The organism is Okeania sp. SIO2B3 (assembly GCF_010672525.1).
Classification (GTDB): domain Bacteria; phylum Cyanobacteriota; class Cyanobacteriia; order Cyanobacteriales; family Microcoleaceae; genus Okeania.
The window spans coordinates 167,222-182,679 of sequence record NZ_JAAHGH010000008.1; the positions used below are offsets into that span (position 1 = coordinate 167,222).

General features: G+C 35.9%; 10 protein-coding genes. 8 read left to right on the forward strand and 2 right to left on the reverse strand.

Annotation, left to right across the window (positions count from 1 at the left end):
• Positions 1 to 97 precede the first annotated feature (97 nt).
• On the reverse strand, positions 98 to 2,248 hold the full coding sequence (locus F6K15_RS10035; protein ID WP_293060363.1) for a pentapeptide repeat-containing protein: 2,151 nt from the start codon (positions 2,246 to 2,248) through the stop codon (positions 98 to 100).
• A gap of 608 nt (positions 2,249 to 2,856) precedes the next feature.
• Positions 2,857 to 3,195: a hypothetical protein gene (locus F6K15_RS10040; RefSeq protein ID WP_293060364.1), complete on the reverse strand. Its 339-nt coding sequence runs from the start codon at positions 3,193 to 3,195 to the stop codon at positions 2,857 to 2,859.
• Between the two features lie 1,031 nt (positions 3,196 to 4,226).
• On the opposite strand from F6K15_RS10040, the gene F6K15_RS10045 reads away from it, so the two are divergent.
• The 8 genes from F6K15_RS10045 to F6K15_RS10080 all read left to right on the forward strand — a co-directional run bounded on the left by F6K15_RS10045 (position 4,227) and on the right by F6K15_RS10080 (position 15,408).
• Positions 4,227 to 6,044, forward strand: a complete 1,818-nt coding sequence (locus F6K15_RS10045) for a fatty acyl-AMP ligase (RefSeq protein ID WP_293060365.1) — start codon at positions 4,227 to 4,229, stop codon at positions 6,042 to 6,044.
• A gap of 44 nt (positions 6,045 to 6,088) precedes the next feature.
• The gene (locus F6K15_RS10050) at positions 6,089 to 7,891 is read left to right on the forward strand and encodes an acyl-CoA dehydrogenase (RefSeq protein WP_293060366.1); all 1,803 of its coding nucleotides are present in this window, start codon (positions 6,089 to 6,091) and stop codon (positions 7,889 to 7,891) included.
• Positions 7,863 to 8,270, forward strand: coding sequence for an acyl carrier protein (locus F6K15_RS10055; RefSeq protein ID WP_293060367.1), 408 nt, complete (start codon positions 7,863 to 7,865; stop codon positions 8,268 to 8,270). The genes F6K15_RS10050 and F6K15_RS10055 overlap by 29 nt, the downstream gene beginning before the upstream one ends.
• 562 nt (positions 8,271 to 8,832) lie before the next feature.
• The gene (locus tag F6K15_RS10060) at positions 8,833 to 10,293 is read left to right on the forward strand and encodes an MBOAT family protein (RefSeq protein WP_293060368.1); all 1,461 of its coding nucleotides are present in this window, start codon (positions 8,833 to 8,835) and stop codon (positions 10,291 to 10,293) included.
• A 97-nt stretch (positions 10,294 to 10,390) separates the two neighbouring features.
• Complete coding sequence (locus F6K15_RS10065) at positions 10,391 to 11,386, forward strand: sulfotransferase (protein WP_293060369.1); 996 nt, start codon at positions 10,391 to 10,393, stop codon at positions 11,384 to 11,386.
• A gap of 515 nt (positions 11,387 to 11,901) precedes the next feature.
• Positions 11,902 to 13,146, forward strand: a complete 1,245-nt coding sequence (locus F6K15_RS10070) for an NAD(P)/FAD-dependent oxidoreductase (protein ID WP_293060375.1) — start codon at positions 11,902 to 11,904, stop codon at positions 13,144 to 13,146.
• 180 nt (positions 13,147 to 13,326) lie between these two features.
• Positions 13,327 to 13,449 carry a hypothetical protein gene (locus tag F6K15_RS10075; protein WP_293060376.1) on the forward strand — a complete coding sequence of 41 codons (123 nt, stop codon included), beginning with the start codon at positions 13,327 to 13,329 and terminating at the stop codon, positions 13,447 to 13,449.
• Positions 13,450 to 14,112: 663 nt separating this feature from the next.
• Positions 14,113 to 15,408, forward strand: a complete 1,296-nt coding sequence (locus F6K15_RS10080; RefSeq protein ID WP_293060378.1) for an arylsulfotransferase family protein — start codon at positions 14,113 to 14,115, stop codon at positions 15,406 to 15,408.
• Positions 15,409 to 15,458: the final 50 nt, after the last annotated feature.

Below are 15,458 nucleotides of genomic sequence, written 5' to 3' on the forward strand. Positions count from 1 at the left end.
CTGTCTTCCCCTCCCCTCCTGGGAGGGGCGAGGGGTGGGTTTTCTCCTGTCTCCTGTCTCCTGTCTCTTATCTCCTGTCTCCTATCTCCCACAAACCCTAATTATTCGTACATTGCTCGTGAATTCCCCCCTGTTTACAGATGTAATTAATTTGATTAGGTTCTAGGTTTTTGGCAAAATTAAAATTAACTCCCCTTAAATGATCGGATTTGAATGTATCAAGTGGACTAGCCAAAAATTGATCTAATTGAGCCGGTTTTGGAGTTACTAATTTCGCTCCTTTTAAATCAGTTCCACTCAAATTTGCTCCTCGTAAATCTGCTAAACTCAAATCTGCATTTCGTAAATTAGCATTCTGTAGTTGAGCATTCCGAAAATTAACATTAGTAAGTTGGGCTAAACTCAAATCTGCTTTTCTCAAATTAGTTTTACTGAAATTTGCCCCTGATAAATTTGCTCCTTGCCAATTAGACTCCATTAAATTAGATGATTGAAAGTTAGCTCCTTCAGCCTTAACTTTACTTAAATTAGCTCTGCGTAAATTAGCTTCTGATAAATTAGCACTTCCTAAATCTGCACCAGTCAAACTTGCTGCTGTTAAATTTGCTCGCTGTAAATCAGTTTCAATTAACTTGGCACTGCTTAAGTTGGCCTCCGTCAGAATCGAATCAGGCATTTTTGCTTTATTTAGAATTGCCCTAAATAAATCTGCACGCTTCATCACTACTGGGCCAAATACCGCTCCCGTTAAATTGGTTTCTATCAGATTTGCTCCACTCAAATCAGCAATTAAATCGTCAAAAGTTCCTAAGCGATTATCTTTTCCTGGTCCATAAAAGCGACTATTCTTAAAACTAGCCTGATTAAGAATAGCGCCTCTAAATTTCACTCCAGACAAATCAGTATTTTCTAATATCAAGGTAAAGCTAGCCGGGCCAGAAGTTATCTGACCTAAATCAACTCCACTTAAGTCAGCCTCTTTAACCGACCCACTATAAACTTTGAGAACTTTAGCGATCGCCTTTTGAGCAGCTCGTAGTCGCAGAGATACCAAAAGCTGTTCTTGAGAGTTGCCTCCATAACTTAGAGAATCTAGATCATTTTTGAGGGCTTGATTTAAGTGACGTAGTTCCGGTATTACCGTTGGTCCAGCACTAACTAAAGATTGTTGAATCCCATCAAGTATACTTGGTTCATTTTCTTGCCCCAACAAATCTACTAACAATGGTATGGCACGAGGATCTTTAGTAGAACCCAAAGCTAAAACTGCCACTCGTCGTTGCTGAGGTTTAGTAGAAGTCAGAGACAACTTATTCACAAGAGCCAGAAACATATCATTATCTTGTTGTTTAAACTCTCGCCAATTTGCTTGATTTTGAATATAAACATGAGTGCCAAAAATTGTCCCCAAAACCGAGACCATACCTAAAGCAGTTATCATCAGTAAAGTCATACCTGGATTTTTTCGCATCCAAGGCCAAAGATGAAAACCTTCTGATTTTTTGTGAGTAGTAACAATTGCTGCTGTAGAAGCTTGTGTCTGAGGATCGATAAAATTAAAAGGATTAGAATCTAATTGGCCAGAACGGGCATCTACAACAAAAGTGTTTCCTAATTGATCGTGTCCTGTGCGACGTAGCTTATTGAAACGAAAAAAATAAATATCACCTAGTAATGCTAATCCCGACAATGCTAAAAGAATTACCAAAGAAGGAAATGCCCCAGTTAGATACCAAACCAAGTAGGCAGTTCCCATAGGTAGTCCCCACTTCCCAAAGCCTTCACGGACAAGGGTTTTTCTCCAGCCTGGAGAAGTTCCTAAAGCTGTCACAACTCTGATTTCAAACCAACGCTTAGGCAATGTTTGACCTGTTCTAGCTAACAAAAATAACTGCCAACCTACAATTGTGACAGGAGCCAATAATGCTCCAGACCAAAATAAATTAGCCAGAGGCGTTACTTTCTGATAACGGTTTCGTAAAGGAATTCCTAAAGTATTGGCAATTACTTCTGTGGTTGTTGCTACTACTGGGTTAAGAGGAACAGATTTGTTGCCTATATTATTAGCCAATTGACCAAGGCCAAATGGAATTATTCCACTAAGCACAACCAGGGATACTTCTGTAGTCCAAGCACCACATCTACGGACCCAGATAGGTAATTGCTTGGATTTTGGCTGCCACGATGCCTCTGGGTTATTACTATTATTGATATCTGAGATATCTGAACCAAAAGTTGGGCTTGTCATATTGATGTGCTTACTCTATTATTCTCAACTTTTAGACTAATTATTGTGCACCGTAAGTATGGTATTACTGTTAAGGCTACCTGTTTTTACCCTTTTTTTTACTTTCCTAACTAGGAACATATAAGGAGCTAATATCACATTTAAACTGGTTCTATATCTATTTTCCCATACTTTCCAAACTTGTCTGTTATGTCTAAAATCTTGTTAACAGATAAAACCTGTAATCAATTCATACAGTGTTGGAAACCGATCGCAGAAATACTATATACTATTATTGTTTTGTGGTCAAACTAATTTTCACACTTTCTTTAACACTATAGCAATCCTATTTCAGTTGTAAAAAAATATCTTTTAATTTAGAGAACATCGACTCTGGGAACATTGAATAGAGGTAAAAGTTTCAGAGTTTTTATATATCCTGATATTTTTGACAAATCATTTGGGACTGCTATAGACAAATACTAGAACTAATCTAATTGAGCAAATTTTACTCAAATTAATACTGCCAATAAATCTAGTATTAATCTTTTTTTATATATTTATTAATATCTCAATTTATCTATATTTTAGAGCATTTATTATTAACAAATAACAGCAATAATCATAATTTATTTCTGTTTTTCACTTTCATCTGTACCTGTTTCTGAATAATTAGGTAAGAATAAAAATTTATATCCTATATAAATTACTCCTCCAAACACAGCTATAGTAATTAACAAAGAAACTAAACTTATAATCGCCTCTAATATCTTGATTATGAATAGAGGAATAATAATTAAACTTATGATTTTTGCCCATTGAGGAAGTTCCTGAAACCATTTTAAAAATTGGGAATAAAAACCTTGAAGTGATTTTAAAATATTAGATAGAGGGTTCAATAAGTTTGGTACATATCCTTCGTCTACTTCAGAATTTTTTTGGAAGTTATTATTGTTGTAATGATTCATCGGAAAAAAGTTTTACTTTAACTAATCAACTCATCAAATTATAGATAATATTTGCTCAGGAATAATTATAAATTATCAACAAAGCCGATTTCATTCTCTACAATCTAAAATATCTAGATGATTGACCAAGTATAAAGGAAAAGGAAATAACAAAAAATCAAATTTCCCATTTTTGGCAGGGCTGTTTTATTAAAGATGAAACGTTTTTGGGGAGTGAGTTTGGGAGGTATAGGTTGGTGGGGGATATAGCAAAGATCGAACCCCCAAATAGTTAATTCAACCATAAGGGTTGTAGTTTTTTTCTACACTCCCCACATTCCCCTCCTGGGAGAGGTTAGGAGTAGGTCCCCAAACCTCTCACACTCTCCACATTCAGGTGATTATCAATGCCCTGAATTTTTGGACTCCTCCTTACTTCATCAAACTTAACGGCTCCTCTACCTTGCTATCCTGCTTTCAGTTCAATTGGATTTTTTTGATTTGGAAGCTTAAGTTAAGTATTTCACCATTCTTGCTCTTGCCGTACTACTTTATAGTATTAAAATTTGACCAAAAAAGAGGGTCTCAAGCCTCCCCTTTTAAGGAGATAAAAAAAGTAAACTTCATTATTTCAAGCCTCATGCTTTCCTAGATCATGCTGCGCAAACAGCGGTCGGTACTGATAGCTGATAACTGAAATGGCGTACAGAATATAAAGTTAGGATAAAATTCCATGCAATTCTATCCGAATTACTTAAAGATTCCATAAAGAAGCAACCTAAAAGTTGCCATCGTTAATCAACTTATGCCAGAATAAAAAAAATTGGCTAAGGGTATAGTAAAAAAAATTACCCTCTCATAGTTAAAAACCCACTTATTGCAGCGCTTTATCAAGCTTTGAGGGTCAAGCAAAACAACTATAATGTGACTAAAGTTACATTATAATAGGTGTATGACTCAGGATAAATAATCTAAAGTAAAATCCTAAGTCAAATCCAGATAACTAAATAATATCTGAATAAATAAAATGAGCCAATACTTCTCCTATTCTAATGAGTGAGACAGTGAAATATTCTACCCTAATAGACCTACTTCAGACTTTATCAGCAGAACAACCGGAAAAACTAGCATACACTTTTTTGGTTGACGGTAAAAAAGAAGGGGAAAACTTTACCTATGCTTCACTAGAGCATCGAGTACGAGCTATTGCAGCATTGCTACAAAAACATGAAGTCAAAGGAGAGCGAGGTTTACTACTCTATCCACAAGGACTAGAAGCAATAGCAGCTTTTTGTGGCTGTCTATACTCTGGAGTTATCGCAATTCCAGTACCTCCTCCAGAAGCAGGTCGTCTCAAACGAACTTTGCCTAGACTCAGAGCGATAGTTCAAGATGCTCAAGCTTCCATAGTTCTGACAACGGCCACAATTATTTCCCTTGTAGAAGAAGTGGCTGATGAATTTCCTGAGTTCGAGACAATGCGCTGGATAGATACTGAATCTGTCGATCTAGAAATAGCTCAGGAATGGAAAGATCCAGGTATTACTGGTGATACACTGGCTTATTTGCAGTATACCTCTGGTTCTACTTCTACTCCAAAAGGGGTAATGCTGACCCACAAAAACTTGATTCACCACTTAAGCTATTTACAGAGAGCTTGTGGGTACACGCCAGAAAGCAAAACTATTACCTGGATGCCTTTCTTCCACGATTATGGGTTAGTGGAAGGAATGATGGAACCCCTATACAATGGAACTCCATGCTACATAATGTCCCCATTCTCATTTGTGAAGCAACCCCTGAGATGGCTGCAAGCTCTGTCAAATTACAAGGCGACCCACTCTCAAGCACCTAACTTTGCTTATGACCTTTGTGTTCGACGAGTTAAGCCAAAACAACTATCTACTTTAGACCTAAGTAATTGGGAAGCAGCAGGTAATGCGGCGGAACCTATTAACCCAAAAGTTATGGAGAGTTTCTACGGGACTTTCTCAGCTTGTGGTTTTCGTTGGAATGCTTTTGCTCCATGTTATGGACTAGCAGAAGATACTTTATTGGTTTCAGCCAAATCTAAACTCACAGATCCGGTACTTTGCACCATAGATGCAACAGCTCTAGTAGAAAAAAATAAAATTGTAGAAGTGTCTCCTGATGCAACAGGGGTAAGAGCTTATCCATCTTGTGGTCGCTTAGTTTGTGAAACTCAGGTAGCTATTGTTAATCCAGAAACTTTAGCAAAATGTGCTACTGATGAAGTGGGAGAGATTTGGGTATCAGACCCCAGTGTAGCTCAGGGCTACTGGGAACGTCAGGAAGCTACCAAAGAAACATTTCAAGCTTACATCAAAGATAGTGGAGAAGGTCCGTTTTTGCGGACTGGAGACCTGGGATTTATGAAAGATGGGGAGTTGTATATTACAGGTAGGATTAAAGATTTAATTATTATCCGAGGTACAAATCACTATCCCCAAGATATTGAGTGGACAGTACAACAGGTTCACCCGGCACTTCGTCCAGATTATGGTGCTGCTTTTTCAGTCGAAGTTAGGGGTGATGAACATTTAGTTATTGTTCAAGAGGTAGAGCGTCGTACTCAAGATTTGGATACGGAGAAAGTAATCAATGATATCCGCCAAGCTGTTTCAGAAGACCATGAATTACAAGCTTATGCTGTAATTTTGGCTAAACCAGGAAATATTCTCAAGACTGCTAGTGGCAAGATTCAACGTCGTGCTTGTCGTTCCAATTTTTTGGCCGGAACCCTAGACGTGATATCTGACTGGAGTGAAAATCCTCAACTAACCTCCAAGTATCGAAAGTTACAAGAAGAAGTTGAGTCATTAGCATCCCAAATGAAAAATAGCCCGTAGGGGCGAATGGCATTCGCCCATACAAAAAATTTAGGAGATTTAGCATGGATAAACTCAAGCAATATTGGGTAGCTGAAGAGTTAGAGCGTGCTCTTGGCGATCCAGAAAATCCAGACAGTACAATGTCTTTTAAGAGAGTAATTGAAATTGATGAGAGTGAAGAATTTCCACATCAGGAAATTGAATGGCTCTATAATTGGAAGCTACAACATCACTATATCCCTGTTAATTGTGGGGGGGAGTTTACTTCTTTTGAAGAGTTTGTGGCCTTCGTTAGAGTTTTGTGTAGACGCGACCAAACAATTGGAATTGCTTTTACTACCATGTTTTGGTCTTTTATTACCTGGATGGCAGGTACAGAGGAACAAAAGCAAAAGTTAGCAACTTATATTAAAGATGAACACGGGACAATGTGCCTTGGTTATTCAGAGAAGGAACATGGTGCTGACCTAATTGGTGGAGATTTGACCGCAACAAAGGTTCCTGGAGGTTATCTACTTAATGGGGAAAAGTGGCCGATAAATCGCGCAACTATTTCTGGAGTATCTTATATATTAGCAAAGACTGACCAAGAGGATGGAGGAGCTAGAGGTCTGTCTTTATTTATGGTAGAAAAAAGCCGACTCGATCCAGCAAATTACTACAATTTACCAAAAATTCTTACCCACGGAATTCGAGCTTCTGATATGAGTGGCATAGGTTTTAAGGATTGCTTTGTTCCCGAAGATATGTTGATCAAAGGGGAAGGAGCAGGTCTAGAAGTAGCTCTGAAAGGATTTCAAATTACTCGAACTTTATGTGCAGCTTTTTCTCATGGTGCGGCTGATACAGCTTTAAGAACTACACTAAAATTTGCTATTAATCGGGTCATTTACAATAAAACAGTTTTTGACATTCCTCAACCTAGGAAAATTCTGGTAGATGCTTTTTTAGACCTATTAATTTGTGATTGTGAAACTATTGGAGCAGCAAGAGGATTTCATGTTATTCCTGGACAATTTAGTGTTTGGGCAGCAGTGGTGAAATATTTTGTTACTGTTCAGTTAGAAACAATGATTAATAATATTTCATCAGTGTTAGGTTCTCGCTTTTATATGCGAGAAGAACATGACTGGGGAATATTCCAAAAAGTGCTGAGAGATAATTCAATTATTAGTGTATTTGATGGCAGTACAACTGTTAATTTGCACGCTCTAATTTTACAGTTTCGTCAGTTAACAAAACATCGTTCTCGACGTAATTCTGCTAAGATGGAAGGAATTAAATCTCGTCTAGAAATCATCTTTTCCTTGGAGAAACAACTGCCTACTTTTGAACCAGAAAAACTGGAAATTACAGGGCGGGGTGCTGATGATGCTTTACAAGGATTAGAAATTGCGTTAGAACAGTTAAAAGATTTAAAAACTGATAATTTAAACACTAAAGTTTTAGAGCAAATTACTGCACTGACTGAGTGTGTTATTGCGGAAGTAAACGCTCACGATGAACAAATTGCTAATTCAGCATTTGAGTTTGGTCACAACCAGTCACCAGAATTATTTGAAATAGCGAAAAATTACTGTGCTTTACACGCTGCTGCTGCGTGTGTGCATATGTGGATTTATAATCGCGAAATATTGGGTGAGTTTTTTGCAGGTGGTGAATGGTTGGTACTGTGTTTAAATCGTTTACTGCAACCTTTTGGGCATTCACAAAAAGTAGACCAATTATATTGGGAAAAAGTTACTCAAGAAATGCTCAAACTTTATAACGAAAATAAAGTATTTTCTATTGTTCCTTTTCAACTAGCACAAACTCAAAAACAGGAGAATAAAACAAATGCAAGTTCAGAACTCCAGCACGCTTAATACTGAAGCAAAAACAGAAAGTTCCCCTTTAGAAATCTTACAAAAGTGGATTGCTGAAAAGTTAGCAGAACAATTGAATGTTGATAAAAGTACTATCGAATTTACCGAACCTTTAACTCGTTATGGTTTAGACTCAATTGATGCCGTAACTCTAGTTGGTGAGCTGGAAGATGAACTAGAATTAGAATTACCTTCTACTTTATTTTGGGATTATCCAACTATAGAAAAATCTGCTGAATATTTAGTTTCTGAGTTTGATATTTCTGAGGCATTAGAAAACTTGGAAAGCTCTGAAGAAACAACAGAAGAAGCTGAAAAAACTGCTGAAAAATCTGGTAAAGGTTGGGGTGGTTTTTGGAAGGGAGTAAGTGGTTCATAAAAGAACTGAAGAAACCTAGGAGAAAAGTCTTAGTTATGTAAGCATTTCCTGCGGACTGCTACGCAAACAGCTATTAGCAGTCAGCACTTCCCTGGGGGATGCGCTCGCATTCAGCAATATAGCAGAAGGCAGAAGGCAGAAGGCAGAAAGCAGAAGGAAAAATCTTACCTGGTCTAAGTTAATGACTCTTGAACTGTTCTAACCTTTGCTTCAACTGGTATAATATTCTGCTTTTGAGGGCAGGGTTGAAATTAAAATAGACTTGACAACTTTTGTTGTAAGATTTAATCTGGGCTGAATTAATACAGCTTTGAACGTTTACCAAAAGGAATAGCTAATAGCTGATAGCTGATGGCTCACGGCTGAATTTTTACTTATTTATACTAATGATTTTTAGTATAGATTAAGACTTGATCTTCAGAAAATTAAAAATCTTAGTTACCAATAAAAAATTGCTTTTGGTAACTAAAAAATATTTCAATATTTCAGAGATTGACAAATACCTCATACCATAATTTATTGGGATAGGTCGCTATCAAGAATAAGAGGAGGAAATAGTTAATTGAATTTTTCTGATTTTTCCTTCTGGTGGGTGCTGCTGATTTTTAGCTTGCCTTTCTTCACCATCCGCGCTCTAGGAAAAAGGTTAAATTTCTGGCAAGATAATTTTGATACCATCGGCTTGATGGTATTATCACTAACATTATTTTTAAATGCTAATTTAAAAAGTTTTGCCGTCTTTATATTCGAGGTGATTTTCAACTACATAATAGTGCGACTAATGTTGCAAAGACGTGGTTGGGAGTCAAGGGCGATCGCTACATTTTTAATAGTATTTGATGTAGCGGTATTAGCATACTTTAAATATCTTACCTTTTTTGTAGAAGATGTAGTAGGTTTAGTAGTCGGGGGAATGCCTCCAAATTGGGAACAAAGTTTTCCTTTACCAGTATTTAATAGAATTCCTCCAGGGATTTCTTTTTATACTTTTCAGATGGTGGCATTTGTTGTAGATTCTTTTACAGCTAAAAAGAAAAAGCCAATTAATTTTATAGATTACGTAAACTTTATTGCATTTTTCCCCCAAATTGTAGCAGGTCCAATCGAAAGACGTAAACAATTATTACCCCAGTTAGAATCTTTTAAATTTAAATTTACTGTAGAAAACTTTGAATTAGGTTTGCGATGGTTATCTCTAGGTTTATTTATGAAATTTGTTCTAGCAGATAACATTACTCCATATATAGACCTACAACAAGCAACAAATGCTTTATTAGTTTGGTTTCATGCCTTTTTGTTTACTTTAAGAATATATTTTGACTTTGCTGGATACAGCTTTATGGCTGTTGGTATCGCTAGAATTTTAGGAGTTAAACTAGAATTAAATTTTCTGGCACCCTATACTTCTGTCAGTATTCAAGAATTTTGGCGACGTTGGCACATTACTCTGAGTAACTGGTTTAGGGACTATGTCTTTATCCCACTAATGGGTGCAAATAAAAAGTGGGCACCATTCTATTTATTTATAACTTTTACTCTTTCAGGCTTTTGGCACGGGGCAGCCTGGAATTTTATTTTATGGGGAGCTTACCATGGGGCATTATTATTGGTACTCAGATATGCCGGGAGACCTTTTCAAAGATTTGTGGGTAGATGGACTTCTAAAACTGAGTTAGTTTCCTGGGCCTTGACGTTTATGGCCGTGACTCTAGGCTGTTTATTTTTTATGGAAACTAATATTAGTAGGTTGGGTACTAAGTTAGTAACTTTAGTGACACCAGGAGCTTATTCAATTTCTGGGGCGATCGATGCTTTTAGCTCTTATAGCATAAATGAGGGTTGGGCTCTAGTTTTTACTTTAGCTGTGGCGATAGGGACATTATTTTTAGAACATTTGGCAGTTTGGCAGCAGCGAGATGAGTATGAATTTTTGTTATCTCCTTGGATATCAAGAGGTCTGCTAGGTTTAACTATTTTGCTGGGGGCAACTATTCCTTCTGCATTTATTTACTTTGAGTTTTAATTATGAAGTTCTAGAGTACTACGCAAATAGAGCGCGGACATTTATAAATACTCAAAGTTAGTCAGGGATAAATTCTGACTTCCATAAGTAAGGGCGAATGCTATTCGCCCCTACTGACTTGTGCGTAGCGCTATGGAGTTTATTTGTTCAAAGTTTTCAAGTTTGGCCTATGAATTTACCAAGTTTCCTTGTTATAGGTGCAGCAAAATCAGGTACTACCTCTGTTTGGTCATACTTGAAGCAACATCCTCAAGTTTTTATGTCCAAACCAAAAGAACCAAACTTCTTCATTTTTGAAGGGGTAAAGTTACCATATTATTCAGGACCTGATGATGAAGAGGCGTTGATCCGAAAGCTATATCAAGGTACTATTACTGACTTTGAGACTTATCAAAAACTTTTTCAAGATGTGGGAGAAGTGAAAGCTATTGGTGAAGCTTCGGTGCGCTACTTATATTTTCCTCAAGCTGCGGAAAGGATTAAAAAGTATATCCCTGATGCCAAGATGATTATTATGCTACGCAACCCAGTAAATAGATTATATTCTCAGTATGTGATGAATGTTCGCGACTTACTGGAACCTTTGCCACTAAGTGAAGCCATTACTGCAGAAGATGAGAGAATTAGTAAAAACTGGGACTGTGCTTGGCACTATACTAAGCTAAGTAGTTATTACAATCAGGTAAAGCTATACTTAGATTTATTTTCTCCAGAGCAAATTAAGGTAATTATTTATGACGATTTTTGTCGAGATACTATAGGCATTATGCAGGAATTATATCGCTTTATTGATGTAGATGATAGCTTTATACCAAACTGCTCTAAACGTAAATTGTCAGGATATTGGCCTAAAAGTTTGGTTCTCCATCGTTTGCTTAAGGAGCCGAATGTTATTAAATTAACTTTAGAAAAGGCTTTACCTAAAAAGACATACAATAAAGCTTTAAAGTTTTTTCAGAAATCGAATAAAGGTGTTATACCGCCTATTCCGACTACTGTTAAAGATGATTTAAAACAGTTATTTCGGAAGGATATTTTAAATTTGCAAGAACTGTTGGGGCGTGACATACCATGGTTAACAGATGAGGTTTGATTGTATTACATTTTAGTTTAGGGGTGCTGATGTATAGCTATCAGCTATCAGCATTCAGCATTCAGCATTTCCTATCTAATGCTCCGCAAACAGCCAGATTCAAAACTATTACTTGTAAGATAAGTGAAGTTTTAGAGGTAGCCTAATATTTGCTTCGACTGCTATCTGTAGGATAATATTGAATAGTAAAATTGGTTAGATACTAATATATTTTGCTCTAACAAAAAAGTTGTATTTAACTTGATTCAAAAGTTTAATTGCTTGTAAAACGTTTGAAGTTAATTTGGAATAAATTACCGAATAATTAAGGTTTAAAACCTCTCTTTTAAAGGAGAAACAAGAAAGATTTTTTCTTTGAGTCAATCCTCTTATTTTCAAGGACAGTTAATTATTAATAATTAATAATTAATAATTAATTGTTGAAGACTGCTTCCTGAAAAATTTCATATCGGGATTTGTCAGGAGTAATTTTTATAGAATAGGTAAAAAATCAATAATTATCAATATTAAAAGCTGTGGAAACTGGAAAAATATCTGAAACAGTAAAAGGAAGTAATGTGCCTACAAAAATTTGTATTTTAGGCGGTGGCTTCGGCGGTCTTTATACAGCATTGTATTTACAAAGCTTTCGGGGATTTAAACAGAAAAACTGTCAAATAACTTTAATAGATATACAGGATCATATTGCATTTACTCCTTTACTTTATGAGGTGATTACAGATGAACTGAAAACTTGGGAAATAGCTCCATCTTTTGATAAATTACTCAAAAATAAAGATATTCAGTTTTGCCAAGATGAAGCGAAAGATATTGATTTTCAAGCTCGCGAAGTTAAACTTTTAGAGGGAGGAAGTTTACCTTATGATTATTTAGTTATTGCTGTGGGTGTCACTAATGGAAAAATGCCAAATGGTGCAGAAAATGTTTTGACATTCAGAACTTTAGCTGATATTCAACGCCTCGAACAAAAGTTACAAAGTTTGGAAAATTCTAGCCAAGAAAAAATTCGGGTAAGTATTGTTGGTGGGGGTCCGAGTGGGGTAGAGTTAGCAGGAAAAATAGCAGATAGATTAGGGAAAAGGGGAGAAATACGCCTGATAGAAAGAGGAAAAGAAATTCTGAAAACTTTTACTCCTGCTACTCGGAAAAATGCTCAACGTGCTCTAGATAAAAGAAATGTTTTAATCAGTTTACAGACGGGTGTGAATGCTATTGAAGCTGACAAAGTTACTATTTTACAAGCTGGAGAAACTGCTGTTATTCCCACTGATTTAATATTATGGACTGCGGGAGTTCAAATGAGAGAGTGGGTGAAAAATTTGGATTGTTCTCATAATTCTAGAGGTCAACTTATTTGTGAGCCAACTTTACAGTTAGTTGACTATCCAGAAGTATTTGCATTGGGAGATATTGCAGAGATTTCATACCCCAATAATAAACAACTTCCAGCAACAGCTCAAGTTGCTTATCAACAAGCAAGTCAAGCAGCAAAAAATCTGTGGAAAAGTTTAAATAATAAACGCCCAAGACCGTTTCATTATTTACATTTGGGAGAAATGATTACTTTAGGGATGAATACGGCAGCTATTTCTAGTTTTGGTATTAGTTTATCTGGCTCTTTGGCTGCTTTTTTTAGGTTAGGAGTTTATATTCAAAGATTACCTACTTTATCTCATAAAATTCAAGTTATTCGCCATAGATTAAAAGTTTGGTGGAAAAATTTATTTGGCAAATCAGCTAGTCACAAAAAATTGAAATAAGTAGATAATTTATAATTTTAATAAAGTCAATAACTATAGCGTTTTCAGATGATATGTCAAACAATAGTTAGTTATTTACTAACAGTAAAAAGTGTGGCAAACCTTCTTACCTGTTGCCTGCTGCCTAAAAGCTACCATGTTTTTTACCCAACTCAAATGAAATTACTATCAATAATTAAAATGACAGTAAGTATGGAAAAGGAAAAAAATAACTTAAGTGCCAAACTGGAAAAATTGTTTGGTTTAGATTTGCGATCGCTTGCCGTATTTAGAGTGGGTTTGGCATTAGTAATTCTTGTATAATTAATTATCAGTGTTGGAGATTTAACATCTCATTATAGGTAAGCATTTCCTGCGGAATACTGCGCAAACATCAACAAGATTCTCTCCTTCAAGACAGTGTTTGAATTAATATAGACTTTAATGGCAAAGGAGCAAACTTTTGTAGCAAGAGAATTAATAAAGCTTTGATCTTAAACTAAAAGCAATAGCTGTTAACGCAGTTCCGACCATAGGAGGCTAACTGATTGCTGACCGCTGAATGCTTACCATTATAGTGATGCCTCGGACATTACTCAAGGAAATTTCAAATCCTTTTAATTGGTCAATAAATTCAATATTATACTTTTACTAAGATAGCTTATTTAGTAGATGCTTATCATGGGGAAACAAGAGAGACTAATTAGGATTTATATCATTTCCGGATCATCAGTTATCAAAAAACTTTCTCCCTTAAGTGCCTTTTCTTTCCTTCTGCCTCTAGCCACTATAAGTGTAAGTATTCAAGCAAACATGATATGACTTATAGTTTATTTAGTTGTATATTCAACTATTTATTTGAAACTACATTAATTAATATATTAACATATTTTTATTGGTTAAAGATGATTATTTGCTATTAATTTAAGCTTGTGATTTATGTTAGTATTATTGGTGAAGTATAGTTATAAAAATGGTAAAAACTCAATGAGTCAAAAAACAAATTCTCCATCTCCCCTTCTGATCATTTATTGGATTTCCTCCATAGTTTTTTTAAGCTTTATTTTAGGAACACTATTTTATGAGTTTAAAATATGGCCGTATGGTTCATTGAGAAAAGCCTACGCTGCTGCTAGAGCGTGGAAAGAAAAATTAGAGCCAGTAGATCGTTATCAAACAGGTTTTTTTGGTCCATCTCCTCGCCAAGGCAGTGGGGTATTGGAATTTAATCAACAAAAAGCTTACAAAGGTTATACTGTGTTCACTTCTAGTCATGAACAAAAAGCATTTCTCCTGTCAATGGAGGGTCAGATAGTACATGAATGGGAAATCCCTTTCTCAAAAGTTTGGTCATCATCTCCACCGCATATCAAAGTTCCTAACTCCGATGATTTCGTTGTTTTAGCAAAGGCTCATATCTATCCTAATGGAGATCTTTTAGTTATTCATCAAAGTATGAATGATACTCCTTATGGATATGGACTAGCTAGAGTAGACAAGAATTCTCAGGTCATCTGGAAATATCCTTACTATGTCCATCACGATGTTACTGTTGGTAACGATGGAAAAATTTATACCCTTACACAAGAATTAGTTAGAGATAACATTGATTGGTATGACGATTTTATAATTGTTCTATCACCTGATGGGAAAGAACTTAAGAAACTTTCAGTGGCAAAAGCCTTTCGAAATTCAGAGTATTCAGGGACTATTGAAAACATTCGCAATTGGGATCCTCTTCATACTAATGCAGTGGAAGTTCTCAATGAAAATATAGCTGACAAGTTTCCTTTATTTAAGAAAGGTCAGGTGTTAATTTCTCCGAGAAATCTTAACGCAATTGCTGTGGTTGATCTAGAGGAGGAAAAAGTTGTATGGGCAACTACAGGAGCATGGCGACAGCAACATGATCCTGATTTTTTGCCAAACGGAAATATCCTTTTATTTGATAATAAGGGTCATATTGGAGAGGGTGGAAAATCAAGGGTGATGGAAATTAACCCCAAAACGATGGAAATTTCTTGGCAATACACAGGGGATCAAGATAATATTTTTGATAGCCCATTTGGTTCGTCGCAGCAGCGATTACCAAATGGCAATACTCTCATTACTCAAACCCAGTTTGGACGAATTTTTGAAGTTACATCCGATCAAAAAATCGTCTGGGAATTTATGAGTCCATTTAGGTCTCCAAATGATGAGCAAATTGTAGGAACTGTCTATCAAGCACAGCGTTTCAAACCAGAGTTTTTTAAGTTTAAATTTAATTTAGTCAACGAGTAATATATCTGAACTTCACTCTTAAAGCTATCTTGTCCGTGCCTTTCAATGGT